Origin of the sequence: Actinopolyspora lacussalsi subsp. righensis (genome assembly GCF_900116555.1) — a bacterium.
Taxonomy (GTDB): Bacteria; Actinomycetota; Actinomycetes; order Mycobacteriales; family Pseudonocardiaceae; genus Actinopolyspora; species Actinopolyspora lacussalsi.
Map to the genome: position 1 here is coordinate 1 of NZ_FPAT01000017.1, position 25,265 is coordinate 25,265.

The following is a 25,265-nucleotide window of genomic DNA, read 5'->3' on the forward strand; positions in this document are numbered from 1 at the left end:
ACCTACGGTGGTATGGCGCGGCACGGTGGTGGCGCGTTCTCGGGTAAGGACCCGTCGAAGGTGGACCGGTCGGCGGCTTATGCGACTCGGTGGGTGGCCAAGAACGCGGTGGCCGCGGGCTTGGCGAACCGGATCGAGGTGCAGACGGCGTACGCGATCGGTAAGGCGGCTCCGGTGGGGCTGTTCGTGGAGACGTTCGGCACCGAGAACGTGGATCCGGTCAAGATTCAGGCCGCGATCAACGAGGTGTTCGATCTGCGTCCGGCGGCGATCATCCGGGATCTGGATCTGCTGCGGCCGATCTACGCGCCGACGGCGGCCTACGGGCACTTCGGGCGTACGGATGTGGACCTGCCCTGGGAACGCACCGAGCGGGCCGAAGCGCTCCGCTCGTTGGCTGATCGGTGAGCGCTCGGCCCGGAACGGTGCTCTCCTCACCGACCCCGGCCGGGAGGAATTCCCGCTTGACTCGCTCCGGTCACCGGTTCAGCCGGTGAAGATCCGCGAGCAGCGCGACTTCCGAACCGCTGGGAGAAGCGGTGCTCGCGGTCCCACTCGCACCGCAGACGGCGTTGACCTGCAGCGTGCCGAGCCGTCGGTCGATCGCGTGGATCAGCGGCAGGCCGTTCTCGTCGAGCCGCTGGTACTTGGTCAGGTTCAGTCCGTAGCTGAGCTGCCGCTTCCCGTCCGCACTGTGCAGCGACAGTGTGGACATGCCCGGCACCGTGCCCTCGTGGCCCCACATCGCTCCGCACGCGGGCGTTTCGAACCGCATCAGCCCCAGGCCGTACCGCAGGGTCGGACTGTTCGGAACCGCCACTGTCTCACGCATCTCCGCGAGTAGTGACTCGTCCAGCAGTTCACCACCCAGCAGCGCGTCGTAGAACCGGTTCAGATCGGTGGGCGTCGAGATCAGTGCTCCGGCCGCACGCAGCGCCGTGGGACTGTAGACGCTGTACTCGCCACGCCGCTCCGGCTGGTGGTACAGCGCTTCGTACGCCTTGCTGTTCGGTCCCGGGATGAACGGGTTGAGGCGGGGAAAGTAGGTGTCCCGCAGCCCGAGGGGGCGAATGATTTCGCGGGTGATGTAGCGCTCCGGCGATTGTCCGGTCACCTCGCGCAGCAGTTCACCGGCGATGATGTAGTTCGTGTTGGAGTAGGCCCAGCCCTGCCCCGGCTCGTTGGTGGCGGGTTGCTCCAGTCCGGCCGTGATCAGTTCTTCCGGGCTGTGGTAGCGGAACCTGTTCCGCTCCAGATCGGCCAGCGACCCTCGGGTGAGTGAGCTGAAGACCACCGGAAAGTAGTCCGTGATACCGCTGGTGTGGTTCAGCAGCATTCGAACCGTGATCCGTTCACCCCGCTCTCCCGGGACGAGTTCGGGCAGATACCGCCCGATCGGGGCGTCCAGCTCCACTCGCCCCACCGAGACCTGCCGCAGTACTGCGGTGGCGGTGAACGTTTTCGTGACGCTGCCGACCCGATGGCCGAAACCGGCTTCCAAGGGGCGATCGGTGTGGGTGTCGGCCACTCCCGCCGCACCGGTCCAGCTCCGCCCCTTCCTACTAACCGCCGCCTGGATACCGGGCATACCGGCCTCGTGCACGGCTTCGAGGTTTTCCCCGAGTCTCGCCGAACCCGCCTCGGCGGCCTTGTGCTGCGAGCTGATCGGGGCCGTGGCCGCCACCGCGGTGACACTGCCCGGCAGTGCCACCATAGCGGCCAGCCCCACCGCGGTCAGTCCGCGTCGGAGTCCGCTTGTTCCGTTCATAACGCTCCTCATCCGTGGGAGATCGTTCCCGATTGAAACCGATCTCCCACCAGTTCCGCAGCGTTATCGCCGAATCACGTCGCGGGAATCAGGGGTTCTTGGCTTGGGGCTGCTGTGGCGGAACCTCGCGCACGACTCTCGCTGCGGGTGCCCCGACATCGGGTAGCGACCTACACAACGTCGGGGCCGTCCTCACGAGAGTCGCACGCGAGAACCCGCGGCGGTGCCGATTGCGTAAGTGGTCGGGGTTCGCCCCGCGGGGGTGGTGAGGTTCGCCACCGAGCCGAAGTGTCCCGGCGATTTCGTGGGAAATTGCTGGCAATTTCGTGGGAAATTGACAGAGCTGCGGCCACGCAGCCGTCGTGGACCGTCAATTTCTCGCGAAATCGCCGCCGCCGAGACCGCCGTCGGGAAGCGACTTTGAGCGAGGCGCCGACTCACGGGCCGGCTCCGCGACCATGCTGTACACGCGACCAGTAACCCGATCGAGAGGTTTCGCCACCCGCGCCCGCGTCGGGCGTCCCGACGGAGTCCTGCTTTCCTAGGCGAAGCCCTGCTGCCGCCATGCTTCGTACACCGCCACGGCCGCCGAGTTGGCCAGGTTCATCGAGCGGATTCCCGGCACCATCGGGATGCGTACCCGGCTCGTCTCGGGTTCGGACGGCAGCACCCCCTCGGGCAGACCGACCGATTCGGGGCCGAACAGCAGCACGTCGTCGGGACGGTAGTCGATCGTCTCGTACGATCGCTCGGCCTGGACGGTGAACGCGATGATCCTCCTCGGCCGGATCGCCCGCCACGCGGATTCCAGGTCAGGATGCACTCGCAGCACCGCCTTGTCGTGATAGTCCAACCCGGCGCGTTTCAGATCCGCGTCGGTGACCCGGAACCCCAGCGGTTCGATCAGGTGCAGTGCGCTGCCCGTGCCCGCGACCATTCGGATCGCGTTCCCGGTGTTTCCGGGAATCTCGGGGTGGTAGAAGACGACGTGGAACACTCGGCTTCCTTTCGGCCCGTCAGCGGGGTGAACCGTGGGAGGTGGCGCACGGACGTCGACCGAAACGTCCGAACCGGCGCGACCGTTCGCCCGTCAATACTAGAAGTGCTCCGGTGGCGGGATTCGTTCGGTGCTCGAGGTTCGGGTGTGCCGGCCCGAAACATCGCCGTGTGTGCCGAACAGCACGTGCCGAAAACCGATAGAGTGGCTTGTCGGTCGGTAGCGGCGCCCCGCGACGGGCGCGTGTCGGGAGGTGGACGTGTCGGCAACCGGGGGTGAACGCGCCCGATCCAAGGGCGGTTCCGGTTCCGGGGCCCGTGATCGGTCCACCGAGCCCGCCGTCGAACTTCCGGTCGCCCGGGTGCTCGTCGACGTGTCGCCGCATCATCTCGATCGGCCGTTCGACTACCTCGTGCCGAGTCGTTTCGACGCCGACGCCGTGCCGGGTTGCCGGGTACGCGTGCGGTTCAACGGCCGGTTGCTGGACGGTTTCCTGTTGGAACGGGTCGCCGAGTCGGACTACGCGGGCAGGTTGGCCTGGCTGCAGCGGGTCGTCTCGTCCGAGCCGGTGCTGGTCGGGGAGCTGCTCGAACTGGTCCGCGCGGTCGCCCGGCGCTATGCGGGCACCCTGAACGACGTGGCGCGGTTGGCCGTACCACCGCGACACGCCAGGGTGGAGAACGAAGCCGTCGCGGCCAGGCCGAGTGAGTCACCGCCGCCGCCCGACTGTGCCGCCTGGTCCCGGTACGGTCACGGCGCTGCGTTCCTTCGGGCGGTACGGGAGGGAAAACCAGCTCGTGCCGTGTGGCAATCACTGCCCGATGAGGACTGGTCGAACAGACTGGCGGAACTCGCCGCCGCGGCGGCTTCCGAACGGCGCTCGGCGATCCTGGTGGTGCCCGACCACCGCGATCTGGCTCGGCTGACGAAGTCCTGTGCCGCGTTGCTGGGTGACCGGCGCGTGGTCTCGCTGTCCTCCGGACTGGGGCAGGCCGAGCGCTACCGCCGCTGGCTGGCCGTGCGGCGCGGTGACGTGCGGATCGTGGTGGGCACCCGCGCGGCGATGTTCGCACCGGTGGTGCCCCCGTTGGGTCTGGTGGTCGTCTGGGACGACGGCGACGACCAGCATCTCTACCCGACCGCGCCCTATCCGCACGTCCGGGACGTGTTGACCCATCGCGCCCACTCGGCAGGGGCCGCGCTGCTGATCGGCGGCTTAGCGCGCACGGCGGAGGCGGAGATGCTGGTCGAGTCGGGCTGGGCGGGCGAGATAGTAGCGGGGCGGACCGAGGTGCGTTCCGCCGCGCCCCGGGTGACCGCCATCGGCGAGGACGACGCGCAACTCGCCAGGGACCCCACCATCCGCTCCGCGCGGCTTCCCTCGATCGCCTTCCAGGCCGCCAGGCAGGCGTTGCGGGACGGCACCCCGGTGCTGGTGCAGGTCCCGCGGCGGGGATACATGCCCGCGCTGGGCTGTGCCAGGTGCGGTGAACGAGCCACGTGCCGGAAGTGCGCCGGCCCGCTGGCGGTTCCCGTCGGGACGGGCGATACCGCGCGACCGCCCTCCTGCCGTTGGTGCGGCGCGATCGAGCACGCTTTTCGGTGTGTGAACTGCGGAACCGACCGGATGCGCGCCATCGTGATCGGTGCGGCCCGTACCGCGGAGGAGCTGGGGAAGGCTTTCGGTGGGGTGACCGTGCGGACCTCGGGTGGTAACGAGGTGCTGGATCGTGTTCCCGAGGCTCCCGCGTTGGTGGTCGCCACCCCCGGAGTCGAGCCGGTGGCGGCGGGTGGCTACGGCGCGGCGTTGCTGCTGGACGCGCGAGCCATGCTGTCCCGTCCCGAGCTGCGAGCGGGTGAACAGGCACTTCGCCGTTGGTTCGCCGCCGCGACCCTGGTACGTCCCTCGGACAGCGGCGGACGTGTGGTGGTACTGGCCGAATCCGAGCTCCCGCCGGTGCAGGCCCTGGTGCGCTGGGACCCTTCCTGGTACGCGGCACGGGAACTCGCCGGGCGCGCCGAACTCGGTTATCCGCCCGCCAAGCGGGTGGCCTCCGTGGACGGTTCTCCGGAAGCGGTCAACGAGCTGCTCGACGGTGTCGAGCTGCCCGGCAGCGGCGAGATCCTGGGACCGGTTCCGTTGGGTGAGGTCGACGCGGAGGGGGAGTCCGAACGCGAGCGGGCCCTGCTGCGGGTCGATCGGGCGCACGGCAGGCTGCTGGCCGACGCGCTGTACGAGGCGCAGGTGAGACGAGGACGCGGGGGCAGTGGCCCCGTACGTGTGCAGTTGGATCCGCTCGAACCGATCTGACGTGGGGTTTCGGTGGTCTGGTGGTGGGCTGGATCGTGATCGCTTCACTCGCGTGGTTGGTAGCTCTCGGCGCGCTCGGCGTACCGCTTCGACGGTTTCCGGGAGCTGTCCGAGGGGTAGGAGATCACGTCGGGATCACCGTCGGAGGTGTAGCGTGCGGAGGGGTTGGCCGCGAGTTTGTCCAACCACACCGTCGAGCCGAACTTCGCGGAGTCACCGCTGCCGCCCTGCGAGCGGATCCGGGGAACGTTGAGCGGGTCGAAACGCCGCGTGAACGGTGCCGGGGCGGGCCTGGCGCCGACCAGCAGCACCGCGTCGTGCTCGTACCGGACGCCTTCGGACTCACCGGAGCGGGCCAGTTCTTCCCGGTCGGGATGTACCCCGTGCGGTAACGCGATGGTGCTGACCTCCGCGTCGGGCGTCGCCTCGGTGATTCGCCGCCGCAGTCCGGCGATCTGGTGCCGCACCTCGGACGGTGACTCCGAGGAGAGCGTGGGGTGATCCAGCGTGTGGTTGCCCAACTCGAAACCGTGTTCGTGCAACCAGCGCAGGCTCTGGGCGACGTCGTTGCCGCCGAAGGGCGGAGTGGTGATGTAGAACGAGGCGGTGGCTCGGAAACCCGGGTGCTGTGCGGCCACTTCGCGCATGATGGCCACGGCGGTGTTCGCCGCGGGTTCTCCCGAGGAGTCGAGCCGGAACTGGCTGGTCGAGGCGTCGTCGAAGGTCAGCACGACCGGATGGGTGCCCGCCGGTGTGTCGATCCGGCCCGTGGCGTAGTCGGCCGTGGTGATCGGAACGTAGTTCTCCTCGGCCAGCCGCCGTAGCTCGGCCCGGAACGCTTCGGGGGTGCGGTCGTAGACGCTCTTCGGGTCGGGCGTGATCCGGTGATACATCAGGATGGGGATCTTCCCCAGCTCGTTGGCTCCCACCTCGGCGGGCGGGGGCGGCTTCGAGCTGGGCGCCGCACTCGACGACGCGGCCGGTGTGGACGCGGTGGTTTCGCCGTCCGTGCCGGACGAAGCTTGCGAGGAGTCACCGGAGGCGCAGCCGCTCGCGGCCAGCAGTCCGAGCGCGACGGTCGAGACGAGCAGCGCACGCAGTCGGTTGGACACCAGATGTCTGGATGACAAGCCCATGCCGTTTAATTCCCTCGTAAGTGCCATAGATTTCACACTGTAGAGAAAGGCAGGCCGGTTTTGGTTACTCCATGCCGGTCATTGCTCGAACCGGTATTACCTGCCACCGTGAATCACGACGTTTTGCCGCGATCTGCGAGCGGCACCGCGTCGGCCTACCGTGGTGGATCAGATGAGGTGACACGATGGTTGATCCGACGCCAGAAGACAGCGAAGAGACCGAGAACTCCGACGCCGGGAACCACGACGAGGATCCGCGATCCGACTCCGCCAAGGGTCGTGGCAGGCGGGCGTCCTGGATGAAGATCGCACTGAGCGTGGGCGGGCTGCTGCTCGTGGTCGGCGGTATCTGGATGGCGAACCTGCTCACCATGCAACGGCCCGAAGTGCGTGGACTGCCCGACCATCCGCTCACCCCGGCGGCGGTCGCCGACGGTGCGATCCGGGTGGAAACCGAGTCCCCGGACGAGATCAAGGCCGATGTGGACGGAAAATCCGTCTCAGTCCGAGCGCGGGACGGTGCGGCTGTGCTGCGGCCGGGTGAGTTGACCGAGGGGCCCCACCGGTTACGGGTGGAAGTCCCTTCCGGAGCGCTGCCCTGGAGCAGGACGCTGCGCGAGAACTTCGAAGTGGACGCCACTCCTCCCGAGATCCTGGTGCCGGAGAAGTTCAGCAGTGAGTCCTTTTCGGATCCGGTTGCCGTTTCCGGTAAGGCGATTGATGCCTCTCGGGTCACTGTTGCCGGGGAACGGGTCTCACTCGACGGTTCCGGAAAATTCAGTCGCGAACTCGGCGACGCCGCGTCGAGCGTGACCGTGAAAGCGACCGACCGGGCGGGCAACACCTCCTCGACAGAGGTCAGGATCGAGGTGGACCACCCCGGTATGCGTGCGGTGCACATGACCGGTCTGGCCTGGTCCAGCGACCAACTCCGCGAGCCGGTGCTGCGCATGGCCCGCCAGGGGCTCATCGACACCGTGGAGCTGGACATAAAGGACGAGAGCGGGGAGATCCAGTACGACTCCGAGGTGCCGCTGGCCGAGCGGATCGGCGCCGACAAGGGGTACTTCGACGCCCGCGAGGCCATAGATCGGCTGCACGGCATGGGCGTGCGAGTGGTCGGCAGGCTGGTGGCCTTCAAAGACCCCGTCCTCGCCGAGTCCGCCTGGAAGTCCGGCAATCGCGACCGGGTGGTCCGCACCGCGGCGGGCGGCCCCTACAACGGTGGCTACGGTGATTACTCGTTCACCAATTTCGCGAATCCCGCGGTGCGCGACTACAATATCGACATCGCCGTCGAAGCGGCACGGCTCGGATTCGACGACATTCTTTACGATTACGTGCGCAGGCCGGACGGCGATCGTGGTGGAATGCGTTTCGCCGGGTTGGAGAAAACGCCCTCGGAAAGCATCGCCGGATTCCTGCGAGAGTCCCGCCAACGGCTGCGCGAACACGATGCCTACCTCGGTGCCTCGGTGTTCGGCATTACCGTGACCAGGCCGGAGTCGGTGGGACAGAACATTCCGAAGATCGCGGAACACGTCGATTACGTGTCCCCGATGATCTATCCATCGCACTGGGGTCCGGGTGAGTACGATGTCGCCGATCCCAACAACGAACCCTACAAAATCGTGAACCGCTCGCTGCGGGACTGGCTCGGCACCACGGAGGGAACCGGATCCCAGGTGATTCCCTGGTTGCAGGACTTCAGCCTCGGGGTGCACTACGGTCCCGGCAAGGTGTCGGCCCAGATCGATGCCACCAAGAACAACGACATCGATTCCTTCCTGCTGTGGTCGCCGACCTGTGACTACACCGCGGCGGCCCTTTCGGCCGGTCCCTGAATCGGGTTTCCGCTCGGGCTGTCCACGGCCGTCGCCGTGGCGAGGTCGTGCCCGTCCGGGCGTGCCGAGGGCCGAGCACGGCTCCGGAAGCGCCCGGACGGTTCGGTCCCGTCGAACTCGACGGGTGGTCGTTAGACTGAACCCGGCACCCCACGACCCTGGAGAGCACGTGTGAGCGTCCGGCCGATCCGGCTGTTCGGGGACCCCGTGCTGCGCGGTGGCTCCGCCGAGGTCGTCGACTTCGACAGCGGGCTGCGTGCGCTCGTGCGCGATCTCTGGGACACGATGGAGAGCCACGGTGGTGCCGGGCTGGCCGCCCCGCAACTGGGCGAACCGGTTCGGGTGTTCGCCTATCACTGCGCCGGTTACGCCGGGCATCTGGTGAACCCCTCGCTGCGTCCGCTCGACGAGCAGCCGCGAGTGGGGCCCGAGGGGTGTCTGTCCGTCCCGGAGGTCGATCGGTTGTGCCCGCGGTACCGCACCGTGCTCGTTCGGGGGTGGAACATGCACGGCGAACCCGTCGAAGTCATCGGTTCGGACCTGCTGGCGCGTTGTCTGCAGCACGAGATCGATCATCTCGACGGGTTGGTCTTCCTCGATCGGCTCGACGAAAGTTCCGGCGGTCCGGCCCGACACGAACCGGCCCAGCACGATCAGGCTCGGAACGAGCGGGGAGACCGTTCGTCCGATCGCGTCCGGCCTGCGACGGAGCAGGACCCCTACTCGTCCTTCGGAGGAGCACACTAGACATGCGCGTGGTATTCGCGGGCACTCCAGAACCAGCCGTGCCCGCACTTCGTCGACTGCTCGACTCGCGGCACGAGGTCGTGGCGGTGGTAACCAGGCCCGACGCTCCCGCCGGACGCGGGCGCAGGCTGGTCCCCTCACCGGTGCGCGAGTGCGCCGAGCAGCACGGTATCGAGGTGCTGACACCCTCGCGGGCCTCGGATCCGGATTTCCTGCGGCGGTTGTCCGAACTGGAGCCCGACTGCTGCCCGGTGGTGGCCTACGGAGCGCTGCTGCGGCAGGAGGCACTCGACATCCCTCGGCACGGCTGGATCAACCTGCACTTCTCGCTGCTGCCCGCCTGGCGCGGCGCGGCGCCGGTGCCCGCCTCGATCAGGTACGGCGACGACGTCACCGGTGCCAGCACGTTCCGGATCGTGCCCGAGCTCGATGCCGGACCGGTGTTCGGCGTGGTCACCGAGGGGGTCGGTTCCGACGACACCGCCGGTTCGCTGCTCGACAGGTTGGCCGTGTCCGGCGCCGAGCTGCTCGTGGCGACCCTCGACGCCGTCGAGGACGGGAACGCGCACGCCGAGCCGCAACCGACCGACGGGATCACCTACGCCCCCAAGATCACCTCAGAACAGGCCAAGGTCGATTTCGGGATGCCCGCCCAGGCCGTGGAGCGGGTGATCCGCTCGGTTACCCCCGAACCGGGTGCCTGGGCATGGCTGGCGGAGCACCGGCTCAAACTGGGACCGGTTACCGTGGTCGGGGCCGACTCCCCGGAACTGCGTGCGCTGCGACCGGGCGAGCTCCTCGTAGAGCGCAAGCGAGTGCTGGTGGGCACAGCCACCGATCCCGTCCGGCTCGGTGAGGTGCAGGCCATCGGCAAGAAGCGCATGCCCGCCACCGACTGGGCACGCGGTGTGCATATCGAACAAGGAACCGTGCTGAAGTGAACCGCAAGCGTCCTGGCGCCAACTCCCGTCCGAAGAACTCCCGGCCGCCGAACCGGCGCGCCGAGCGTGCGAAACCGCCGACCGACGATCCCGCCCGCACGGCGGCGCTGGAGACACTGCGTGCCGTGCGGGAACGCGACGCCTACGCCAACCTCGTGCTGCCCGGGCTGTTGCGGCAGTACCGGGTCAGCGGCAGGGACGCGGGACTGGCCACCGAACTCGCCTACGGCTCGGCCAGGGCGCGGGGACTGCTGGACGCGGTCATCGCCGAGTGCAGCGATCGTGCGCTGGACGAAGTGGACCCGCTGTTGCTGGACGCCCTTCGGCTCGGCACCTACCAGATGCTGCGTACCCGTATCCCCGGTCACGCGGCCGTCGCGTCGACGGTCGACCTGGTGCGCGGCAATCGTGGTTCCAGACTGGCCGGTTTCGCCAACGCGGTGCTGCGCCGGGTCGGGGAGCGCACGGAGTCGGAGTGGGTCGAACTGCTGGCTCCGGACGTGGAGTCCGATCCCGTGGGCCACACGGCGTTCCGCAACGCCCATCCCCGCTGGATCGCGCAGGCATTCGCCGAGGTGCTGGACGACACCGGTGCGGAACTCGACGCCGCGTTGGCCGCCGACGACGCCCGACCGGCCGTGCACCTGACGGCGCGCCCCGGTGAGATCAGCGCGGACGAGCTGGCCGCGATCACCGGCGGTGATCCCGCGCCCTACTCGCCCTACGGTGTCCATCTCGAAGCCGGTGCGGGCGACCCCGGGGAACTGGAGCCCGTCCAGGAGGGCTTCGCCGCGGTGCAGGACGAGGGCAGCCAGCTCGCGACGTTGGCGTTGACCGGTGTCGAACTGGACGGCCGGGACACCCGGTGGCTGGATCTGTGTGCCGGTCCCGGTGGCAAGGCGAACTTGCTCGGGGCGCTGGTCACCCTGGACGGTGGATCGCTCGACGCCGTCGAGCAGGCCGAGCACCGTGCCGAACTCGTCAGATCGGCCACGCGGGGGCTGTCGGTGAACGTGCGCGTCGCTGATGGGCGTGATCCCGGCCTGTCCGGGACCTACGACCGGGTTCTGGTGGACGCGCCCTGCACCGGGCTGGGGGCGCTGCGGCGCAGGCCCGAGGCACGTTGGCGCAGACAGCCCGAGGACGTCGCCGATCTCGTGCGGTTGCAGCGCGAACTGCTGTCCTCCGCTGTGCGCCTTACCAGGTCCGGTGGGGTGGTGGCCTACGTCGTCTGCTCCCCGCATCCGGCGGAGACGACCGGTGTTGTCTCCGAGGTGGTCGCCGAAACCGGTGTGCGACAACTGGACGCCAGACCGTTCTTTCCCGAGGTCCCCTCGTTGGGCGACGGGCCGTCCGTGCAGCTGTGGCCGCACCGGCACGGCACGGACGCGATGTTCTGCGCGCTGTTGCGGGTCTGACCGCGTCTCGTTCTCGCAGCCGAGCAACCGCTACGGAAGGTGGTTATGTCCTCCAGTCCCGTCGAAGTCACCCGAACAGGTGCGTCCACGTTCACCGCGAGCAACGGTCGCGGCGGCACGGTCGAGATCGCGGCCGGGGGTATGCCGGACGCGTTCACGCCGGGGGAGCTGTTGTTGGCCGCCATCGCCGGGTGCGCCCAACTCACCGGGCAGAACCTGCTGGTGCGGCGACTCGGTGACGACGCGCCGATCACCGCCCGGGCGGAGCGCACGGTCGACGAACAGGATCCCGAGACCTTCGAGTCGGTGGGGGTTTCCTTCGAGGTGGATCTGTCGGCGATCACCGACGAGGCCGAGCGGACGAAACTGGTCGAAGCCGTGCGACGCGCCATCGGACGTCACTGCACGGTCAGCCGCAGTGTCGAGCGCGGTACTCCGATAACCTTCACGTTGCCGAGCTGACCAGTCGCTTGCCTGACCAGTCGCCGGGCTGATCCGCCGGCGTCCGGCCGTCGATCGCTCCACCGGCCGGATACGGTTGGTGCGCCGGTGTGGTCCCGGCGGGACGACGTTCTTACCCGGGTGCGGAGCGGAAGACGGGCGATGGAGTCAGTGACGAGGTTGGAAGAGTACCGGAGCTGGTTGGCCGCCGCCGTGGAGCAGGCCCGTGCGGGCGAGGCGGCGGGTGGCGTACCGATCGGTGCGGTGTTGGTCGGCGAGCGAGGCGACATCCTGGGGCGCGGCCACAACCGGCGGGTGCAGGACGGTGACCCTACCGCCCACGCGGAGACCACGGCTTTTCGAGCGGCGGGCAGGCACCGGGGGTACGGCGCGACGACTATGGTGACGACCCTCTCGCCGTGCTGGTTCTGCAGTGGGCTGGTGCGGCAGTTCGGGATCGGCCGGGTCGTCATCGGCGAGGCACGCAACTTCTACGGCGGGCACGAGTGGTTGGCCGAGTGCGGCGTCGAGGTCATCCTGCTCGACGACGGCGAGTGCGTGCGCATGATGGCCGATTTCATCGAACGGTCCCCTCGGCTGTGGTACGAGGACGTGGGCAGCTGAGGTCCCACCGAACCCCTCCCGGCCCGGCGATTTCGCGAGAAATTGACGGCCCCTCGAGGTGTACGTGGCTCCGGCCCCGCCTCCGGCGCGGCGATTTCGCGAGAAATTGACGCTCGGACGCCGCGACGCCGAACCCGAACAAGGCAATCCGCATCCACCCGGCGGAACCGTTCGTGGGCTCCCTGCCTTAGATTGTGGGCCGTTTGTTCCGCGGTTTCCGGACGATACGGGAGGAAAACGGGGTGCGGCAGCGAGCCGACGAGACCGAGACCGGGTTACGCAGGGATCTCAGCAGCCGACAGGTCGGGATGATCGCCGTTGGGGGAGCGATCGGTACCGGACTGTTCCTCGGCTCCGGGCTGGCGATCTCCATCGCCGGTCCTGCCGTACTGCTCGCCTACGTGGTGGCCGCGCTGGCCGCGCTGGCGCTGGCCTACGCGCTGGCCGAGATGATGGTGGTACATCCCGAGGCCGGTGGTTTCGGAGCCATCGCGCACCGCTACCTCGGCGGAATGGCCGGATTCGTGCAGCGGTGGATCTACTGGGCCGCGCAGGTGGTCAACATCGGCAGCGAGGTCGTCGCTGCCGGGATCTACTTCCGGTTCTGGTACCCGGAAGTGCCGCTGTGGCTGCCGGTCGTCGCCTTCTCCGTGATCATGCTCGTGGTCAACGCGGCGGCCGTGCGCTACTTCGGCGAGTTCGAGTACTGGTTCGCCATGATCAAGGTGGTCACGATCGTGGTGTTCATCCTGCTCGGCGCCGTCTACATCGTTTTCGGCCTGCCGGGCGAGCCCGCGACCGGTGTGGGCGCGCTCACCGCGCACGGTGGTTTCCTGCCCAACGGCATCGGTGCGGTGTGGCTGGCATTGACCGTGGTCACCTTCTCCTACCTGGGGACCGAGGCCGTCTCGGTGACCGCCTCCGAATCGCGCGATCCCACCCGCGACGTCCCCCGCGCCGCCCGGGGCATGGTGCTGCGGCTCGCGCTGTTCTACGTGCTCGGCATGCTCGTGATCGTGTCCATCCTGCCGTGGAACAGCGCCTCCGGCGGTGACGAGCTGACGCAGAGCCCGTTCGTGCGACTGTTCGAGATAGCCGGGGTTCCCGCCGCGGCGGGCGTGATGAACTTCGTCATCCTCACGGCCGCGCTGTCGGCGATGAACACGAATCTCTACGTCACCGCCCGCATGACCTACTCGCTGGCCCGCGACGGCTACGCGCCCCGCTGGTTCGCCGGGCTCAGTAGCCAGGGCACACCCCGTCGGGCGCTGCTGCTCTCGGCGGTCGGGCTGGCGCTGGCCGCCGCGGTGTCGGCGTTCGCGCCGAGTTCGGCGTTTCCGGTGCTGCTGGGAATCGCACTGTTCGGCGCGCTGCTGACCTGGCTGATCATCTTCGCCAGCCAGCTCGCCTTCCGTCGTAAACGTGCCGCGGCAGGCCTGCCGAGTTCCCCGGTGCGACTGCCCGGAGCCCCGCTCACCACCGTGCTCGCCATGCTCTTCGTGCTCGCGGTGCTGCTGACGACACCGTTCACCGCCCAGTTCGGCATGGCCTGGAAGGCCGGACTGCCCTTCGTGGCGTCGCTGCTGCTGGCCTATTGGTTGATCAGGCGCCGGGAGAGTCGCCGAACCACCGAACAACGCGTGGACGTCTGAATCCCGCCCGGGGACTCGCTCGGCTCGCTCGGGCCGAGCGCCCCGGCCCGGAACACCGGATCGCGAACGGACTTCGTGACCCCGGTGGTGTGACGCGGTGGTTCAGACCGAGCCGCTGTGGTCGCGCGGGGTGAACGAGATCGCGGGCAGTGTCCGCGCCAGTTCCGCGCGGCCCTCCTCGCTCAGCAGCGGCCAACCGGTCACCCTCGCCAGCACCCGCGCCACGTGGGGATGTCTGCGCACGTAACCGGCCAGCAGGTCGGCGGTTTCGGACTCGTCGAGCACGCGCTGCCGCGGGTACCGGTAGTGCTGTCTGCCGACCCGGATCTCCACGGCGGGTGAGCTGGTGATGTTGCGGTACCACTGGGACTTGTCACCCCAGCCGGAGACCACCACCACCTCACCGGAGTCCGGTTGGTGCCGCACCACTTCGAGCACGGTCTCCCGCAGTACGCCGGTGTCGCGACCGCGGTGGACCAGGTACAGGAACCGGTGGCCGAGCAGCCAGCCTAGATCCCTGCGGTACAACCGGACGGGGGCGCGCAGCACCCCGCGCAGCAGCCCTCCGGGGCAGTGTTTCGTGATCGGCACTTCCCGCCTCCGTCCGTTCGGTTTCGCTCGTCGGGAGCGCTCCGCGGTGACTCGGAGAACAGCGCGGTCACCCGGACACTACGTGACTTTCCGGTTCGCGGCCGGTGTCTTCCACCGGGGAGCACCGCCCTCGCCTCACCCGAGGGCTATCATCCGATTGTGTCGAACCAGCCCATGATCGCGCCGTCTATCCTGTCCGCGGATTTCGCAAGGCTCTCCGAGGAGATGGCCGCTGTCGGCGGCCCCGGTCGTGGGGCCGACTGGCTGCACGTCGACGTTATGGACGCACACTTCGTTCCCAACCTCACACTCGGCCTGCCGGTTGTCGAGTCGCTGTTGCGCAGTACTGACACCCCGCTCGACTGCCACCTCATGATCGACGCCCCCGATCGTTGGGCACCCGGTTACGCCGAGGCCGGTGCGCACAACGTCACCGTGCACGCCGAAGCCGCCGAGGACCCGGTGGCGCTGGCCAAGAACCTTCGTGCCGCCGGTGCCAACGCCGGGCTGTCCGTCAAACCCGACACCCCGCTGGAGTCCTACACCGACGTGCTCAAACACTACGACACCTTGCTGGTGATGTCGGTGGAACCGGGATTCGGCGGCCAGAAGTTCATCGAGCGGGTACTCGAGAAGGTCCGCGCGGCGCGCCGCATGGTCGACACCGGCCACCTCAATCTGCTCGTCGAGATAGACGGCGGCATCAACAGCGACACGATCGAACAGGCGGCCGAGGCGGGCGTGGACTGCTTCGTGGCCGGTTCGGCCGTATACGGGGCCGAGGATCCCGTCCGCGCGGTCGAGGGACTGCGTGCCCGGGCGCTGGACGCATCCGCGCACGGTTCCGCATGAACGGTTCGGACTGGTCCCGTGACCCGGTGGTCCTCGACGCCATGCGTCGGGCCGCCGAACTCGGGCAACGCGTACTCGGCAGCACCAGCCCCAACCCCGCGGTGGGCTGCGTGGTGCTGGACCGCCACGGGCACGTCGCCGGCACCGGGGCGACTCGCCCCGCTGGTCGGGAGCACGCCGAGGCCCTGGCGCTGCGAGAGGCCGGTGAGGCCGCCGTGGGTGGCACGGCCGTGGTCACGCTGGAGCCGTGTGCCCACACCGGCAGGACCGGGGCCTGCGCGGTGGCGCTGCGGGAAGCGGGCGTAGCCAGGGTGGCCTACGCGGTGGCCGACCCCAACCCGGCCGCTTCCGGTGGTGCCGCCCTGCTCCGCGAGGCCGGAGTGGACGTCGTCGGCGGCATCGACGAGCAGGAGGTCGCCACCGGGGCGCTGCGCCCCTGGCTGCACGCCACGCGAACCGGCCTTCCCCACGTGACCTGGAAGTACGCCGCGAGCCTCGACGGTCGTTCGGCCGCTTCCGACGGCACGAGCCAGTGGATAAGCTCCGAGCCCTCACGCGCCGAGGTGCACCGCATCCGGGCACACCGCGACGCCGTGCTCGTCGGTACCGGCACCGTGTTGGCCGATGATCCCCGGCTGACCGCCAGGGACGAGCGTGGTGCCCCGCTGCCGGAACAACCGCTGCGGGTGGTCGTGGGTGATCGCGATCTCCCGGAGTCGGCCAAGGTGTTCGACGACTCCGCTCCCACGATCCGGCTCGCCGGTGGCGATCCGGATCGCGTGCTGCGTTCGCTGGCCGAGCGGGGAGTGACCGCGGTACTGCTGGAGGGAGGTCCGACCCTGGCGGGGGCGTTCCTGGAGGCCGGACGGATCGACCTCGTGGAGGCCTTCGTGGCGCCGGCCCTGCTCGGTTCGGGCAGCGCCGCGCTCGGCGACGCGGGAGTGGCGAGTATCTCGCAGGCGTGGCGCTTTCACTTCGAACGGGTCAGGATGTGCGGGCGGGACGTGTGGATCAGCGCTGTTCCGTCCGAGGGCTAAAGTGGGGGCAGCGACCGCGGTTCGCTACGTCGTACGGGTAATGACTTCTCGCTCGGAACACGTTGGGTACGGTTACCTCGCGGGAAAACTCCCGACCGACGTCCCCCGAACGGCCGATTGGAACGCCCAAAGGAGGGTGCCACGTGTTCACCGGGATCGTGGAGGAACTCGGGGAGCTCGTCGCGGTCGAGCGATCCTCCGACGGCGCCCGACTCTCGCTGGCAGCCTCGGTGGTTACCGGTGACTCCTCGCCGGGCGATTCCATCGCCGTCAACGGAGTCTGCCTGACCGTGGTTCGGCTGACCGAGGACGGATTCGACGTCGACGTCGTCGACGAGACCCTGCGCTGTTCCACCCTGGGGGAGCTCGTCGCGGGCGACCGCGTGAACCTGGAACGTGCCATGGCGCTCGGCGACCGGCTCGGCGGGCACATCGTGCAGGGGCACGTCGACGACACCGCGACCCTCCTCGCGGCCGACGCCGACGGTCGCACCGAGTTCTCACTCCCGCCCCACCTGGCGCACTACCTGGTGGAGAAGGGCTCCATCACCGTGGACGGGATCTCGTTGACGGTGGCCGGTCTCACCGAGGACGGTTTCAGCGTGGCCCTGATCCCCACCACCCGGGAAGTGACCACACTGGGGCTGCGCTCACCCGGCGATCGGGTCAACATCGAAGTCGACGCGCTCGCCAAACACGTGGAGCGGCTGATGGCCCCACAACTCGACCGGCTCACCCGCACGGGAACACCGCGTGCGGCGGACAATGGTGACAGTAGGGAGCAGGCGCGGTGAGTTCGAAGGATTCCGTCCCGGACGGCCCCCCGGACAGCAGGGACGCCGAGCAGGTCGGCAACACGACTTTCGCCGATATCGAGCGGGCACTGGCCGACATCGCCGCGGGCAGGCCGGTGGTCGTGGTCGACGACGAGGACCGGGAGAACGAGGGTGACCTGATCTTCGCCGCGGAGCTGGCCAGCCCGGAGCTGCTCGCGTTCATGGTCCGCTACACCTCGGGATACGTCTGCGCCGCGCTGACCGGCGAGGACTGCGACCGCCTCAACCTGCCCCCGATGTACCACGCCAACCAGGACCTGCACGGTACCGCCTACACCGTCACCGTGGACGCCGCCTCCGGCGTGGGCACCGGCATATCGGCCTCCGACCGCGCCCACACCATCAACGTGCTGGCCGCGCCCGACTCCACGGCTGAGGACCTCAACCGGCCGGGGCACGTGGTGCCGCTGCGTGCTCGTGAGGGCGGGGTGCTGCGCCGCTCCGGCCACACCGAGGCCGCCGTCGACCTCGCACGACTGGCCGGGCTGCGGCCCGCCGGAGTGCTCTGCGAGATCGTCAGCGAAAAAGCCGAGGGGGAGATGGCCCAACGCGACGAGCTGGAGGTCTTCGCCGCCGATCACGAACTCGCGCTGATCACCATCGCCGACCTCATCGCCTACCGCAGGCGGTTCGAGAAGCAGGTGCAGCTGGTCGCCGAGGCACGCATCCCCACCGCGCACGGCACTTTCCGGACCTTCGGCTACGACAGCCTGCTGGACGGGATCGAGCACCTGGCGCTGGTGTACGGCGACATCGGCGACGGCGAGGACCTGCTGGTGCGCGTGCACTCCGAGTGCCTGACCGGTGACGTGCTCGGTTCGCTGCGCTGCGACTGCGGCCCGCAGCTCGACGCCGCGCTGGCCAGGGTGGCCGAGGCGGGCCGGGGCGTGGTGCTCTACATGCGCGGCCACGAGGGCAGGGGCATCGGCCTGATGCACAAGCTGCAGGCGTACCAGCTGCAGGACGCGGGAGCCGACACCGTCGACGCGAACCTGGCGCTGGGCATGGCCGTGGACGGCCGTGACTACGGGCAGGGGGCCCAGATCCTGGCCGATCTCGGTGTCCGATCGATGCGGCTGCTGACCAACAATCCTGACAAGCGGGTCGGGCTGGAAAGCTACGGACTGCGTATCGTTGGCCGCGAGCCGCTTCCCATCCGCCCCAACGCTGAGAACTTGCGCTACCTGCGCACCAAGCGGGACAGGATGGGACACGAACTGCAGTACCTGGACGACGGGGAGGACTCCTCGATCGGTGGCGGCTCGGAGGTGACGGCATGAGCGGGGAAGGACGCCCGCAGGTCTCGGTGCCGCACGCGCCCGACCTGCGAGTGGCGATCGTGGCCATTCGCTGGCACGCGGACATCGCCGAGCAGATGTTGCGACGTGCCCTGCAGGCGGCCGAACAGGCCGGCACCGCGGAGCCGAGAGTGGTTCGGGTGCCGGGCTCGATGGAACTTCCGGTGGTCTGCCAGCAGCTCACCCACGCCTACGACGCCGTGGTGGCGCTCGGAGTGGTGATTCGCGGTGGAACTCCGCACTTCGACTACGTTTGTGAGTCGGTGACCTCGGGGCTGACCCGGGTCACCCTGGACGAGTCCACCGCCGTCGGAAACGGTGTGCTGACAGTGGACAGTCGTGAGCAGGCGACGCTGCGCGCCGGGTTCGACGATTCGATCGAGGACAAGGGGTTCGAGGCCACCGCGGCCGCGCTGGAGACCGCGCTGGTGCTGCGTGGTCTCCGCGGCGACTACAGCAGCGAGCGAGGCTTCCTGTGAGCGCCTCGACCGGTACCGACGGTTTCGTGCAGGTGCGCCCCAAGCGGGTGCGCAACGTGGCCGTGCCCGCGGCTGTCGTGGTGTTCGTGGTCTGCGGGGTGGCCGCGGTGATGCTGCGCAGAACCTCGAACGGGTTGCTGCTGACGGTCTCCGACCAGGTGGCCATGGTCGGCATCGGCGCGGTGCTGGCCGGGCTCGTCCTGCTGTCGATCCGGCCGCGGCTGCGTGCCGACGAGAACGGCGTGGAAGTGCGCAACTCGATCCTGACCCGCCGTTACTCCTGGTCCGATGTGCGGGGAGTGAGCTTTCCCGAAGGGGCCAACTGCGCGCGGCTGGAACTGCCCGACGACGAGTACGAGCCCATCTCGGCCATCCAGTCCTTCGACGGTGAGCACGCGGTCCGCGCGATGCGAGACCTCCGTGCCCTGCGGCGCGAGATCGGCCACATCGATGGGTGATTACTCCCCGTCCGGCCCGTAGGGGGTCGGGTGGCGGAACCTCTGGCACGGCTCTCGCTGTGGGTGCCCCGACATCGGGTAGTCACTACACAACGTCGGGGGCGTCCTCGCGAGAGCCGCACGGGAGAACCCGCGGCGGTGCCGATTGCGAGGGTGGTATCGGCGCTGTCGCGCCGAGGAACGGTGCGCGGCTCGGCATTGTCGGAGCCGCGGCACACCGACAACATGAGCGGGAAATCCCTGTGCACCCACCGCGTGTGCCGCCGCTCGCCGATGCGCGAGAATGAGCACGGTGACATCGAATCGGTCATCGCGCACACGGTGAGGGGAGAGATCGTGAGCTTGGCTCAGGAGCGCAACCTGCGGTTGGTCCGTGCCGACGAGACGGCGGGGCCGCACGTCCGGCTCGGGGACATCCGACTCCGCAACCGGTTGGTGACCTCTTCGAGCATACTCGGCTACGGCGTGGCCAATTCCAAGCTCATCCCCTACGGCATGAGCCCCGTCTCGCAGTTCGTGCCGCTGGACCGGTTCGGCGCCATAACCACCCGCACGGTCACCGTCGAGCCCCGCGAGGGCCACTTCACCACCCGCGACGTCTGGCCGCTGCGGGAACTGCCCGGCCTGCTGAAGCGCTACGGCAGGGCGCTGCAGCGGGTCGACGGCGGTTGGCTCAACGCCTTCGGCTGGTGCAACGTGGGCATCGACTCCTACTTGCGGGACTACTACCCGCGCACTCGCGGGCAGAACACGATCATCTCGGTCGGGGGATTCTCCACCGAGGAGTTCACCACGTTGGTGGACAAGATCAACGATGCCGTCCCGGCGGGCGACATCGCGGCGGTGGAGTTCAACGTCTCCTGCCACAACGTCAACTTCGACTTCAACGCGATCATCGAATCCGTGCTCGCCGAGGCGGTGCCACGCAGCAACCACCCCGTGATCCTCAAGCTCTCACCGGACTACGACTACCTGCAGCACGCCCGGCTGGCCGCGCGGCACGGCGTGTCGGCGTTGACCGCCATCAACACCGTCAAGGGGCTGCGGCTGGATCCGGAGACCGGGAATCCGCTGCTGGCCAACGGTTTCGGCGGGCTCTCCGGGCGGGCGATCAAACCGGTCGGACTTCGGGTGGTCTCGGAGCTGCGCGATGCCGGTGTGACCCTGCCGATCATCGCCACCGGCGGCATCCGCAGCTTCGACGACTGCCGGGAGTACTTCTGGGCCGGTGCCGACGCGGTGAGCCTCGGCAGTGCCGGCTGGTTCGCCAGCTACCCGGGCTACGCGCTGTCCCCGCTGTACGCGCTGCGCATCAGGGCGCTGCTGCGGCGGATCGAGAACTACCGGCCCCCGAGGCGGTGAGTTCCGGGAACCGAGGAGCTCGGGGTGGGGCGTGCGCCACGGCGCGAAGTGCCCCGCCGTCCCTTCAGCACTTGATGTCGGTTCCCGACCACCGCTCGTCGTAGACGATGTGTATCTCCTGGTCGTACCGGCCGATTTCCGGCCACCGGATCTCGTTGCAGTAGTGCTTCCTCGGGTTCCACGAGTGCGATCCGGGGCCGTTCTCGGCGATGTCGAGGAAGTACGTGCTCAGCTCCCGGAAAAGCGGGGCGTTCCCGGTCAGCAGTAGCGTTTCCGCGTGCACGTGCTGCCGCAGTGAGTATCGCTTTATCCAGTGGAATTCGAAGGGCTCACTCCCGAATTCCGGAGCATCGCCCGCCGGGAGCTCGGCCGTCTCCGGTCTGCCGTCGTCCAGCCGGGAACGTACCTCCTTCCAGCGCGAAGGGCGGAACCGCAGGCTGTGATGCAGCAACAGCAGGTCCAGCGGCCTTTCCGCTGTGCTGTGCGGACACTCCTCCCGCCGGAAGCATTCCGGCTCGCACCTCGCCGAGGCCGGTGATCGGCTGTTTCGCAGCGGGATGTGCACCAGAGATCGCGGTGATCGCGCGGCCAGCAGCCACGCCACCCCGATCCGGTGGGCGGCGCGGGCGTCGAGCCGGATGTCGTACTCCGATGCCGCGGTACTGCACTGACTCAGCACCACGTTCGGCGGCGTGGGTCTGGGTCGGATCACCCGGTAGGAGTGCTTGCCGAGCCGCGCTCGGTGCACCGTGATCGGAAGTCGCATCCCGCGAATTCTTCCCTCGATCACGCGCCGTTGTCGCCCCGATTTTGGTGGGCACTCCCTCGGCGGAACCTCTCGCGGCCTTCGAACGCCCCGGCGATTTCGTGAGAAATCGCCGCGCCCTGTCGACGCGGGCCGAACTCCAACCACTCCCGCAGTCGGCACCGCCGCGGGTTCTCTCGTGGTGCTCTCGCGAGGAAGACCCGACGTGGCGTAGTACCTACTCGATGTCGGGTCTCCCCGCAGCGAGAGCCCGCGAGAGGTTCCGCCACCCAAACCACCTACGCAAACAGAGTTCGCGCCTCCCAACAACGACCGGCTTGGTCAAGAGGGTGGTGAGCGCACGTAGGCTGGGGGAGTGGCCGATCCGTCCACCTACCGACCAGCTCCCGGAACCATCCCGGACTCCCCGGGTGTGTACCGCTTCCACGACGGCGATGGCCGTGTGATCTACGTCGGCAAGGCGAAGAGCCTGCGCAGCAGGCTCTCCTCCTACTTCGCCGATCTCTCCGCGCTGCATCCGCGCACCCGCCAGATGGTGACCACCGCCACCGGGGTGCACTGGACCGTGGTCAACACCGAGGTGGAGGCGCTGCAGCTGGAGTACTCCTGGATCAAGGAGTTCGACCCCCGCTTCAACGTCCGCTACCGCGACGACAAGTCCTACCCGGTGTTGGCGGTCACGCTGCACGAGGAGTTCCCCCGGCTGCACGTCTACCGCGGCCCTCGGCGCAAGGGTGTGCGTTACTTCGGGCCCTACGCGCACGCCTGGGCGATCCGCGACACCCTCGACACGCTGCTGCGGGTGTTTCCCGCCCGCACCTGCTCCAACAACGTGTTCAAGCGCCACGCCCAGATGGGCAGGCCCTGCCTGCTCGGCTACATCGACAAGTGCTCGGCCCCCTGCGTGGGCAGGGTGGAGGCCGACGAGCACCGCCGCATCGTGGAAGAGTTCTGCGACTTCCTGACCGGCCGCACCGACGCGATCACGCGCAGGCTGCGGGAGCGGATGGAGCAGGCCTCCGAACAGCTGGACTTCGAGCGTGCCGCGAGGCTGCGCGACGACCTGGAGGCGTTGCGCCGCGCGATGGAGAAGCAGGCCGTGGTGCTCGGTGACGGCACCGACGCCGACGTGGCGGCCTTCGCCGAGGACGAGCTCGCCGCCGCGGTGCAGGTGTTCCACGTGCGTGGCGGTCGGGTGCGCGGCCAGCGCGGCTGGGTCATCGACAAGGCGGAGCGCACCGAGACTCCCGAGTTGGTCGAACAGTTCCTCACTCAGTTCTACGGCGAGCAGGCCGCGCTGGCCGATCAGGCGGACGCGGGCGGCACCCCGGTGCCCCGCGAGGTGCTGGTCCCCGAGCTGCCGGAGGATTCCGAGGCGGTGGCGCAGTGGCTCGGGAGGTTGCGGGGCAGCAAGGTCGGACTGCGTGTCCCGCAGCGGGGTGACAAGCGAACGTTGCTGGAGACGGTGCGCGCCAACGCGCAGGAGGCGTTCAAGCAGTACAAGTTGCGCAGGGCTGGTGACATCAACGCCCGATCGGCCGCGTTGCAGGAGTTGCAGGAGTCGCTCGGGCTGGACAGCGCGCCGCTGCGGATCGAGTGCGTGGACGTCAGCCACGTGCAGGGCAGCGATGTGGTCGCCTCACTGGTCGTCTTCGAGGACGGGGTGGCGCGCAAGTCCGAGTACCGTCGGTTCTCCGTGCGGGGTGGCGGAGACGGCGGGGACACCGCCGCCATGGCCGAGGTGGTTCGACGCAGGTTCAACCGGTACCTGCGCGAGACCGGCGCCGAACAGTCCGAGCGGGTACCTGCCTCTTCGGGGGAGGCAGGCGATGCGGGCGCTGTCGCCGCGGCGGGCACCGTCGTGGACGCGGGCACCGTCGCGGGTGGGGTGAGCGACGGTGCCGAGGTCGGTGACGGCACCGGTGGGAGCGACGGCACGGGGGCGAGCGTGGTGCTCGATTCCGCCGGGAGCGAGCAGCCCCCGGGAGTGGATCCCGAGACCGGCAGGCCCCGCAAGTTCGCCTACCCGCCCAACCTGCTGGTGGTCGACGGTGGGGCGCCGCAGGTCAACGCCGCCGCCGATGAGCTGGCCGAGCTCGGTATCACCGATGTCGCCGTCATCGGACTGGCCAAACGCCTGGAGGAGGTCTGGCTGCCCGCCGAACCGGAACCGCTGGTCCTCTCCCGCACCAGCGAGGCGCTCTACCTGCTGCAGCGGGTCCGGGACGAGGCGCACCGGTTCGCGGTCGCCTACCACCGCAAGCAGCGCTCCAAGCGGATGACCGACTCCGAGCTGGACGCCGTGCCGGGGTTGGGGCAGGTCAAGAAGAAGGCGTTGCTCAAGCACTTCGGCTCGCTGCGCAAGATCCGGGCTGCCACGATCGAGGAGATCAGCGCCGTACCGGGTTTCGGCAGGCGAACGGCCGAGGCGGTGCACGGCGCGTTGTCCGGTGCGGCGGGGACCGGAGCCGCGTCGGACGCGGCGGGGTCGGATGCGGCGGAGTCGAACACGGCGGGAGCGGATGTAGCGGGATCGGATGTATCGGGGGCCGAAACCGCGGCGAACGAAGCCACCGGAACCGGGTCCACGGGGAAGGTGGACGAGCCGTCGGATCTCGACGGCTCACAGGGAAGGAACATTTCCAGCACCGTCGCGGAACCGACGGACGGCGTCCGGAGATCCGAATCGGACGCCACGAGGGACGGCGACGGTACCGCAGGGGGTTGAACAGTGACCGAAGAACACGGCGGCATCGAGGTGGCGGTCGTCAGCGGCTTGTCCGGGGCGGGCCGCAGCACCGCCGCGAAGTGCCTGGAGGATCTGGGCTGGTTCGTGGTGGACAACCTGCCACCCGAACTGATCTCGACCATGGTCGAACTCGGTGCGCGTTCCAGCGACGCCATAACCCGGGTGGCCGTGGTCATGGATGTCCGCAGCCGGGCGTTCACCGAGGATCTCGGTTCGGTGATCAAGGATCTCGACGCGCGGGGCTACAAGCCGAAAGTGCTGTTCCTCGAAGCCACCGACGAGGTGCTGGTCCGCCGGTTCGAACAGGTCCGGCGTGGTCATCCGCTGCAGGGGCAGGGCAGACTCGCCGACGGCATCGCCGCCGAGCGTTCGCTGCTGTCCAAGCTCCGTGCCGAGGCCGATCTCGTGCTGGACACCACGGGGTTGTCGGTGCACCAGCTGCGGACCAAGATCGAGGACGCGTTCGGCACCGAGGCGGGGACCAGAACGCAGGTGACCGTGCTGTCCTTCGGTTACAAGTACGGCCTGCCGATGGACGCCGATCTGGTCATGGACTGCCGGTTCCTGCCCAACCCGTTCTGGATACCCGAGTTGCGCGAGTTCAACGGCAACGACGACGAGGTGCGCAACTACGTGCTGGGGCAGGAAGGGGCTGAGGAGTTCCTCGACAACTACCAGCGGTTGTTGCGGCTGGTGGGGACCGGCTACCAGCGCGAGGGCAAGCGTTACCTGACCCTGGCGATGGGCTGCACCGGTGGCAAGCACCGCAGCGTGGTGCTCACCGAGGAGCTGGCCCGACGACTTTCCGAGGACGACGGGATGACCGTCAAGACGGTACATCGTGATCTGGGACGCGAGTGAGCGTCTCACCGCGGTCGCCTCCCGGTTGCCCGACCCGGTCGGGGTCGGGGACGTTTCGGGGATCACGTCCCGGGCGATGAGCACGCCACACCTTGCC

The 25,265-nt window shown here is 68.7% G+C and carries 23 protein-coding genes; 18 read left to right on the forward strand and 5 right to left on the reverse strand.

What is annotated here, in order from left to right; translation table 11 throughout:
* Positions 1–408, forward strand: a 408-nt coding sequence (locus BM394_RS21660; protein ID WP_175530208.1) for a methionine adenosyltransferase domain-containing protein, incomplete at its 5' end; no start/stop codon positions are given.
* A 70-nt stretch (positions 409–478) separates the two neighbouring features.
* Here the strand turns inward: BM394_RS21660 and BM394_RS21665 are convergent.
* Together BM394_RS21665 and BM394_RS21670 are read right to left on the reverse strand one after the other, a co-directional pair.
* A complete protein-coding gene (locus BM394_RS21665) occupies positions 479–1,768 on the reverse strand; it encodes a serine hydrolase domain-containing protein (RefSeq protein WP_092981567.1) in 1,290 nt (429 codons plus the stop codon).
* Between the two features lie 541 nt (positions 1,769–2,309).
* The gene (locus tag BM394_RS21670; RefSeq protein ID WP_092981569.1) at positions 2,310–2,765 is read right to left on the reverse strand and encodes a tRNA (cytidine(34)-2'-O)-methyltransferase; all 456 of its coding nucleotides are present in this window, start codon (positions 2,763–2,765) and stop codon (positions 2,310–2,312) included.
* A 259-nt stretch (positions 2,766–3,024) separates the two neighbouring features.
* On the opposite strand from BM394_RS21670, the gene BM394_RS21675 reads away from it, so the two are divergent.
* On the forward strand, positions 3,025–5,076 hold the full coding sequence (locus tag BM394_RS21675; protein ID WP_092981641.1) for a primosomal protein N': 2,052 nt from the start codon (positions 3,025–3,027) through the stop codon (positions 5,074–5,076).
* 44 nt (positions 5,077–5,120) lie between these two features.
* On the opposite strand, the gene BM394_RS21680 is transcribed toward BM394_RS21675, so the two are convergent.
* On the reverse strand, positions 5,121–6,212 hold the full coding sequence (locus tag BM394_RS21680) for a polysaccharide deacetylase family protein (protein ID WP_092981571.1): 1,092 nt from the start codon (positions 6,210–6,212) through the stop codon (positions 5,121–5,123).
* Between the two features lie 185 nt (positions 6,213–6,397).
* On the opposite strand from BM394_RS21680, the gene BM394_RS21685 reads away from it, so the two are divergent.
* The 7 genes from BM394_RS21685 (at position 6,398) to BM394_RS21715 (ending at position 13,879) form a co-directional block, all read left to right on the forward strand.
* Positions 6,398–8,056 (forward strand): putative glycoside hydrolase, encoded by a 1,659-nt coding sequence (locus BM394_RS21685; RefSeq protein ID WP_092981573.1) that lies wholly within the window; start codon positions 6,398–6,400, stop codon positions 8,054–8,056.
* Between the two features lie 171 nt (positions 8,057–8,227).
* Positions 8,228–8,803, forward strand: coding sequence for a peptide deformylase (gene def, locus BM394_RS21690; RefSeq protein WP_092981575.1), 576 nt, complete (start codon positions 8,228–8,230; stop codon positions 8,801–8,803).
* 2 nt (positions 8,804–8,805) lie between these two features.
* On the forward strand, positions 8,806–9,744 hold the full coding sequence (gene fmt, locus BM394_RS21695) for a methionyl-tRNA formyltransferase (protein WP_092981577.1): 939 nt from the start codon (positions 8,806–8,808) through the stop codon (positions 9,742–9,744).
* Complete coding sequence (locus tag BM394_RS21700) at positions 9,741–11,162, forward strand: RsmB/NOP family class I SAM-dependent RNA methyltransferase (protein WP_092981579.1); 1,422 nt, start codon at positions 9,741–9,743, stop codon at positions 11,160–11,162. The genes fmt and BM394_RS21700 overlap by 4 nt, the downstream gene beginning before the upstream one ends.
* A 45-nt stretch (positions 11,163–11,207) precedes the next feature.
* Complete coding sequence (locus BM394_RS21705) at positions 11,208–11,624, forward strand: OsmC family protein (RefSeq protein WP_092981581.1); 417 nt, start codon at positions 11,208–11,210, stop codon at positions 11,622–11,624.
* A gap of 150 nt (positions 11,625–11,774) precedes the next feature.
* Positions 11,775–12,227 carry a nucleoside deaminase gene (locus tag BM394_RS21710; protein WP_425427681.1) on the forward strand — a complete coding sequence of 151 codons (453 nt, stop codon included), beginning with the start codon at positions 11,775–11,777 and terminating at the stop codon, positions 12,225–12,227.
* Between the two features lie 242 nt (positions 12,228–12,469).
* Entirely contained in the window at positions 12,470–13,879 is a 1,410-nt protein-coding gene (locus tag BM394_RS21715) for an amino acid permease (RefSeq protein ID WP_092981643.1), read from the forward strand.
* Between the two features lie 102 nt (positions 13,880–13,981).
* On the opposite strand, the gene BM394_RS21720 is transcribed toward BM394_RS21715, so the two are convergent.
* Positions 13,982–14,470 (reverse strand): nitroreductase family deazaflavin-dependent oxidoreductase, encoded by a 489-nt coding sequence (locus BM394_RS21720; RefSeq protein ID WP_092981587.1) that lies wholly within the window; start codon positions 14,468–14,470, stop codon positions 13,982–13,984.
* 174 nt (positions 14,471–14,644) lie between these two features.
* Between BM394_RS21720 and rpe the strand changes: the two genes are divergently transcribed.
* The 7 genes from rpe to BM394_RS21755 all read left to right on the forward strand — a co-directional run bounded on the left by rpe (position 14,645) and on the right by BM394_RS21755 (position 20,792).
* Positions 14,645–15,322: a ribulose-phosphate 3-epimerase gene (rpe, locus tag BM394_RS21725; RefSeq protein WP_092981592.1), complete on the forward strand. Its 678-nt coding sequence runs from the start codon at positions 14,645–14,647 to the stop codon at positions 15,320–15,322.
* The gene (gene ribD, locus BM394_RS21730) at positions 15,319–16,359 is read left to right on the forward strand and encodes a bifunctional diaminohydroxyphosphoribosylaminopyrimidine deaminase/5-amino-6-(5-phosphoribosylamino)uracil reductase RibD (RefSeq protein WP_092981595.1); all 1,041 of its coding nucleotides are present in this window, start codon (positions 15,319–15,321) and stop codon (positions 16,357–16,359) included. The genes rpe and ribD overlap by 4 nt, the downstream gene beginning before the upstream one ends.
* 143 nt (positions 16,360–16,502) lie before the next feature.
* Positions 16,503–17,153: a riboflavin synthase gene (locus BM394_RS21735; RefSeq protein WP_092981599.1), complete on the forward strand. Its 651-nt coding sequence runs from the start codon at positions 16,503–16,505 to the stop codon at positions 17,151–17,153.
* A complete protein-coding gene (locus BM394_RS21740; RefSeq protein WP_092981601.1) occupies positions 17,150–18,475 on the forward strand; it encodes a bifunctional 3,4-dihydroxy-2-butanone-4-phosphate synthase/GTP cyclohydrolase II in 1,326 nt (441 codons plus the stop codon). The genes BM394_RS21735 and BM394_RS21740 overlap by 4 nt, the downstream gene beginning before the upstream one ends.
* On the forward strand, positions 18,472–18,972 hold the full coding sequence (ribH, locus tag BM394_RS21745; RefSeq protein ID WP_092981603.1) for a 6,7-dimethyl-8-ribityllumazine synthase: 501 nt from the start codon (positions 18,472–18,474) through the stop codon (positions 18,970–18,972). Before BM394_RS21740 ends, ribH begins: the two co-directional genes overlap by 4 nt.
* The gene (locus BM394_RS21750; protein WP_092981605.1) at positions 18,969–19,430 is read left to right on the forward strand and encodes a PH domain-containing protein; all 462 of its coding nucleotides are present in this window, start codon (positions 18,969–18,971) and stop codon (positions 19,428–19,430) included. Before ribH ends, BM394_RS21750 begins: the two co-directional genes overlap by 4 nt.
* Positions 19,431–19,766: 336 nt before the next feature.
* A complete protein-coding gene (locus BM394_RS21755) occupies positions 19,767–20,792 on the forward strand; it encodes a beta/alpha barrel domain-containing protein (protein WP_245780375.1) in 1,026 nt (341 codons plus the stop codon).
* Between the two features lie 64 nt (positions 20,793–20,856).
* On the opposite strand, the gene BM394_RS21760 is transcribed toward BM394_RS21755, so the two are convergent.
* Positions 20,857–21,558 carry a hypothetical protein gene (locus BM394_RS21760; RefSeq protein WP_092981607.1) on the reverse strand — a complete coding sequence of 234 codons (702 nt, stop codon included), beginning with the start codon at positions 21,556–21,558 and terminating at the stop codon, positions 20,857–20,859.
* A gap of 355 nt (positions 21,559–21,913) precedes the next feature.
* On the opposite strand from BM394_RS21760, the gene uvrC reads away from it, so the two are divergent.
* Positions 21,914–24,286: an excinuclease ABC subunit UvrC gene (gene uvrC, locus BM394_RS21765; protein WP_245780376.1), complete on the forward strand. Its 2,373-nt coding sequence runs from the start codon at positions 21,914–21,916 to the stop codon at positions 24,284–24,286.
* A gap of 3 nt (positions 24,287–24,289) precedes the next feature.
* Positions 24,290–25,168, forward strand: coding sequence for an RNase adapter RapZ (gene rapZ, locus BM394_RS21770; protein ID WP_092981609.1), 879 nt, complete (start codon positions 24,290–24,292; stop codon positions 25,166–25,168).
* Positions 25,169–25,265: the final 97 nt, after the last annotated feature.

What these genes read in the sequence shown, in the direction of transcription:
- rpe (WP_092981592.1), top strand. Translation starts at nt 14,645, where the DNA reads ATGATCGCGCCGTCTATCCTGTCCGCGGATTTCGCAAGGCTCTCCGAG.
- fmt (WP_092981577.1), top strand. Translation starts at nt 8,806, where the DNA reads ATGCGCGTGGTATTCGCGGGCACTCCAGAACCAGCCGTGCCCGCACTT.
- ribD (WP_092981595.1), top strand. Translation starts at nt 15,319, where the DNA reads ATGAACGGTTCGGACTGGTCCCGTGACCCGGTGGTCCTCGACGCCATG.
- BM394_RS21665 (WP_092981567.1), bottom strand. Translation starts at nt 1,768, where the DNA reads ATGAACGGAACAAGCGGACTCCGACGCGGACTGACCGCGGTGGGGCTG.
- BM394_RS21705 (WP_092981581.1), top strand. Translation starts at nt 11,208, where the DNA reads ATGTCCTCCAGTCCCGTCGAAGTCACCCGAACAGGTGCGTCCACGTTC.
- BM394_RS21685 (WP_092981573.1), top strand. Translation starts at nt 6,398, where the DNA reads ATGGTTGATCCGACGCCAGAAGACAGCGAAGAGACCGAGAACTCCGAC.
- ribH (WP_092981603.1), top strand. Translation starts at nt 18,472, where the DNA reads ATGAGCGGGGAAGGACGCCCGCAGGTCTCGGTGCCGCACGCGCCCGAC.
- BM394_RS21760 (WP_092981607.1), bottom strand. Translation starts at nt 21,558, where the DNA reads ATGCGACTTCCGATCACGGTGCACCGAGCGCGGCTCGGCAAGCACTCC.
- BM394_RS21680 (WP_092981571.1), bottom strand. Translation starts at nt 6,212, where the DNA reads ATGGGCTTGTCATCCAGACATCTGGTGTCCAACCGACTGCGTGCGCTG.